At 43.4% G+C, this 4,491-nt stretch carries 5 protein-coding genes; 3 read left to right on the top strand and 2 right to left on the bottom strand.

The genetic code is table 11. The annotated features are described in order from the left end of the window. Positions 1-93: 93 nt before the first annotated feature. On the bottom strand, positions 94-1,392 hold the full coding sequence (locus ACYTXL_RS12830; protein ID WP_461925089.1) for an ABC transporter substrate-binding protein: 1,299 nt from the start codon (positions 1,390-1,392) through the stop codon (positions 94-96). A gap of 199 nt (positions 1,393-1,591) precedes the next feature. On the opposite strand from ACYTXL_RS12830, the gene pilM reads away from it, so the two are divergent. The 3 genes from pilM to ACYTXL_RS12815 are packed head-to-tail and all read left to right on the top strand — an operon-like array spanning position 1,592 to position 4,252. Next, positions 1,592-2,698: a type IV pilus assembly protein PilM gene (pilM, locus tag ACYTXL_RS12825; RefSeq protein ID WP_461925090.1), complete on the top strand. Its 1,107-nt coding sequence runs from the start codon at positions 1,592-1,594 to the stop codon at positions 2,696-2,698. 4 nt (positions 2,699-2,702) lie between these two features. After that, positions 2,703-3,479, top strand: coding sequence for a PilN domain-containing protein (locus ACYTXL_RS12820; protein WP_461925088.1), 777 nt, complete (start codon positions 2,703-2,705; stop codon positions 3,477-3,479). Further along, positions 3,476-4,252, top strand: a complete 777-nt coding sequence (locus tag ACYTXL_RS12815) for a pilus assembly protein PilO (protein WP_461925087.1) — start codon at positions 3,476-3,478, stop codon at positions 4,250-4,252. Before ACYTXL_RS12820 ends, ACYTXL_RS12815 begins: the two co-directional genes overlap by 4 nt. Here the strand turns inward: ACYTXL_RS12815 and ACYTXL_RS12810 are convergent. Beyond that, positions 4,168-4,491: hypothetical protein (locus tag ACYTXL_RS12810; protein ID WP_461925086.1), on the bottom strand; the 324-nt coding region annotated here is incomplete at its 5' end. The two genes, ACYTXL_RS12815 and ACYTXL_RS12810, sit on opposite strands and share 85 nt — an antisense overlap.

Below are 4,491 nucleotides of genomic sequence, written 5' to 3'. Positions count from 1 at the left end.
TCTTGCCCGCCTTTGGTTACTGGGCGGGCAAGATGCCCACCCCACAATAAATAATTGGATATTTTTTTAGTTGGAAGTCCCTAACTCCTAACTCTATCTTTGATCCCACTCCTGCGCCGCATCCTCTACAGCTTTATCTACAGTCTTTTGCCCTAACATTGCTCCTTGCAAGTTCTCGTAAACTGCCTTTTGCAGTTTGTTAAAATCCTTCAAAGTCGGGGTTAATATTTCTGCGTGTTGTAGTTCTTTAGCACTGATAATTCGCGCTTTTTCTACTGTTGAAGCATTAGCCGGAACATCTTTAAAGTAACTATCAGACAATGCTTTGACTGTAGAAGGTAAGACATTTGCAGCTTTAGCAAAGGCTAACTGATTTTCGTTATTGGTGACAAATAAAGCAAATTTCACAGCGCCGTCTGGTTGTTTGCTATCGCGGGGAATAACTATGTTCATCACCGCGACATTTTTCTTGCCTGTGTCACCAGTCAGTTGAGGTGCTACTCCCGAAGCTTGAGCGATTTTTGGGGCATTATTAGCGATCGTTTTCAGAAACTCTGGGCCAGAAGCTAGAAACGCAGTCTCTCCAGATTGATATAAATCGATCGCGTGGCGATGTCCTTGCGTCAAAACTTCTTTAGGAAGCAACCCTTTTTTATACAAATCTACCCAATACTGAAACGCTGCTTTACCTTGTGCTGAATTAAACGCCGCTTTCCCATCAGCATCTATTAAAGTGACCCCCATTTGCACGAAAGATTCCAGCACTTCCCCGGAATCTTGCGGTACGAAAGTCGCAAAAAAGGCATATTTCCCCGTCTTATCTTTAATTTGTTGGGCTGCTTGTGCCAATTCTGCGTAGGTTGCAGGTGGTTTATTGATACCTGCCTGTTTTAATAAATCGGTGTTATAAATAGTTAACCGTGTGGTGAGATACCAAGGAATCCCAAAACTCTTGCCATTGAGGGTGCTTGCCTTCCAGATATTTGGTAGATAGGAGGAACGTACATCGTTTGGGACTTTCGCATCTAAATCTAACCAGGCATTTCGTCCGGCAAGTTGGGAAGCGAAACCCGGATTGAGGTTAACTACGTCAGGTGGCGTTTTTGCGGAGACAGCTGTTAAAATTTTGTTCTCCATCGCCGCCCAAGGTACATCAACCCAGTTAACCTTTATACCGGGATTTTCCGATTCAAAATTCGCAATTAGGCTTTTGAAGTAGTCGGTAAATTGAGGTTGGAGTTGCATTGTCCAAAACTCAACAGTTGCCGCTCCTGAAGTAGCCTGTTTCGTACTTGTACCAACATTACCTGTGCTGCAACTTACAATCCAAGTGGTTAATAAGCCAAGCAGTGCCAAAGCAACAAATTGTTTAAATTTTCGTAATTGAATCATTTTCCCAGTATTTTTACGCTTGTTCAGTTTGAAAAGCTTAGGCAGAATGTCGAGATTATCGGCTAAATAAATTACCTAGCAAAAAATCCATCTTTTAGTACATTTAAATTTCCAATTTAGCAGTCCACCGGGCACAACTGTGGTAAAAAGCTTCACTAGTCTATTTGACAAAGCGAATAAAGGGGCTGGCATTGAACTTGTGGCCAAAAGGTTCAATGGTCTGTTTGGCAAATCGAATAAAGGGGTTGGTATTGAACTTGCTTCCGAACGGGTAAATGTAGTTCAGTTACGTAAGCAAGGTCAAGGCTTGAAATTAGAAACCTTTATATCGGTACCAGTTCCAGAAGGCATAGTTACCGATGGTCAAATCAGCGACCCCGCAACAATGGCGGAATTAATCCAGCAGGCGCTAGCTGAGAGCAAAATCAAAACTTCTCGCGTTGCCACTGCTATACCGGGGCGAGATTCCATCGTTCGGATAATACCTATGCCAACGGAGTTAGATGACAAAGAACTGCGAGAAATGGTGCTAAACCATGAAGCAGGTTTGTATTTACCCTATCCTCGTGAAGAGGCTGATGTAGATTATCAGAAACTTGACTACTTTGTAGATGAGGATGGCATTGAAAAAGTACACGTACTCCTAGTTGCCACCCGCAAGGAGATAACGGATACCTATATAAGTACATTCCAGCAGGCAGGATTAGAACTCAATGTTTTAGAAATCAACAGTTTTGCGCTGATTCGGACTATTCGCGATCAACTGCGACAATTTGGGCCGGAAGAAGCAGCAGTACTAGTTGATGTCGAGTTCGATAGTACAGAAATCGCGATCATCGTTAACGGAGTGCCGCAATTTTCGCGCACAGTTCCAATCGGGACTTATCAAATGCAAACTGCTTTAGCAAGGGCAATGAGCTTACCCACGTCACGAGATATGGAACTGCTATACGGAATGATTATTCCCCCAACTTCCATAGATGGTGGGAAAACCGGCGTTACCGAACTAAATCCTGGTATGGCAGCGATATTGAGAGTATTGGGAGAACTAACCGATGAACTGCGTCGTTCCATCGATTTTTACCTAAATCAAAGTGAAAATATGGAGGTAGCACAGATTTTATTAGCTGGCCCAGGAGGTGGACTCCAACAGCTAGATGAATTTTTTACTCAACGATTGAGCTTGCCAACTACCCAAATAGATCCAATCGGGGCTTTGGCCTTGCAAGTTGACACTGAGAAATATCCACAGGTACAACGCTCTGCCTTGGCGATCGTACTTGGTCTAGGAATGCGCGAGGTATAACAGAATGTATAGCCTAGATGTTAATTTTCTTAAAGACCGCCCAGGATATCAGAAAAAGCCTGAGAGAAAAGGAGGAATAGGTCTAAAGTTTCCTACGGGGAATTTGACACCAGTGTATGTGGGAGTTGGACTAGGTGTAGGTCTTCCAGTTTTATTGGGAGTTTGTTGCTGGTTTTTGCAAGGGAAAATTGGGGAATTAGAGGCGAACGCAGCAAAATTAGATCAAGAAAGCAAGAAGTTAGATACAGAAATCGGAAATATTAGCAAAATCAAAGCGGATACAAATGCAATTAAAACGCAAACCCAAGCTTTAGTCAGTGTATTTGACCAGATTCGTCCTTGGTCAGCAATCCTCCAAGATTTGCGCGATCGCACCCCAGCAGCAGTGCAAATCGAAACCATCAAGCAAATCCCACCCGTTGCGGCAGTCGTAGGTCAGCCACCAAGCAATCCCGCCGGCGGATTAGAAATTACCGGATTGGCTCGTTCCTTTAACGATGTCAATGATTTCTTATTGATTTTACAACAGTCTCAGTTCTTGAAGTCCACAGAAAGCAGAATTCTGACGGCAACCTTAGTAGATGCTCCCTTAACCCCAGGTACGGGTCAACCTAATACTGGTGTAATAATTAAGCCACCCCAAGTAGTCAAATACACTATTCAATCGAGTATGAGCGATGTTCCAGCTTCGGAATTAATCCGGGAGTTGGAAAAAAAAGGCACAGTGGGCTTAGTGACTCGAATTCGTAGTATGCAAAAAATAGGAGTCATTCCAAAATGACGCTGAGTGATGATTTAAATTTTTCCGAATATGGTGGGGAATTCCAGGAGGCAACACCAGCCTCTCCGGTGGTCTTTGGTATTGCCTTGACACCAAAAATTATTGGGATTTTGGTAGGGGTAATTGGTATAGCCGGAGCCGGTTATATATTCTTAAACCTGCTGATGCCAGCTTGGGAAACCTATCAGCAGCAGCAAGCTAAAAACACCGAACTGCAAGCGCAAGTTGACCAAAAAAAAGCCACTATCAAACAGATTGACAAAGTTAAAGATGAGTTAGCACAGGCAACCCAGCAAAAAGTTCAGGTTTTAGGTTTATTTGCTAACGAAAAAACCTTGGATACATTGCTGTTGGATGTGAACCGTTTAGTTGAGTCTGGGAATACTCCAACTTCTATTAATGGAGTGAGAGCCAAACTGAATAAATTTGTGCCAGTTTCCCAAAAACCAGAACCGATTATCGATGGAAGTCTAGGACTACTAGTTGACGGCAAGCTGCAACGCAGCAGCATCAATGCCGAAATTACAGGAACTTATGAACAAACACAATCGATAATTCGTAACATTGAGCGTTTGCAGCCTTTGTTAATAATTAAAGATTATCAAGTAAGTTTGGCGCAAGTAGAGTCAAGATCCCCATTAGATAAAAGGCCTCTGCTGGTAGGTCCAGCAGCGATTAATACATCATTTCAATTACAGGTATTGATGCCACTTAGTCCAGAAGAAATAGCCGCAGCCGCAGCTAAAGCTGCCCCAGTTGCCCCGAAAAAGTAGTTAAAAGTTAGGAGAGACGCGATTAATCGCGTCTGTACAGGAGTTAGGAGAGACGCGATTAATCGCGTCTGTACAGGAGTTAGGAGAGACGCGATTAATCGCGTCTGTACAGGAGTTAAGAGAGACGCGATTAATCGCGTCTGTACAGGAGTTAAGGATTTCCAAATAAAAAAATACTCAACTACTTCTTGTGGGGTGGGCATCTTGCCCGCCCATAGCCAAAGGCGGGCAAGATGCCC

This window comes from Nostoc sp. (genome assembly GCF_054880495.1).
Note: the sequence above shows the minus strand (reverse complement) of the source record. Positions and strands in the feature narration are given on the sequence as shown.

Bases quoted from the DNA above. Each gene is read 5' to 3' on its own strand.
- ACYTXL_RS12830 (WP_461925089.1), bottom strand. From the start codon at position 1,392: ATGATTCAATTACGAAAATTTAAACAATTTGTTGCTTTGGCACTGCTT.
- ACYTXL_RS12820 (WP_461925088.1), top strand. From the start codon at position 2,703: ATGTATAGCCTAGATGTTAATTTTCTTAAAGACCGCCCAGGATATCAG.
- ACYTXL_RS12815 (WP_461925087.1), top strand. From the start codon at position 3,476: ATGACGCTGAGTGATGATTTAAATTTTTCCGAATATGGTGGGGAATTC.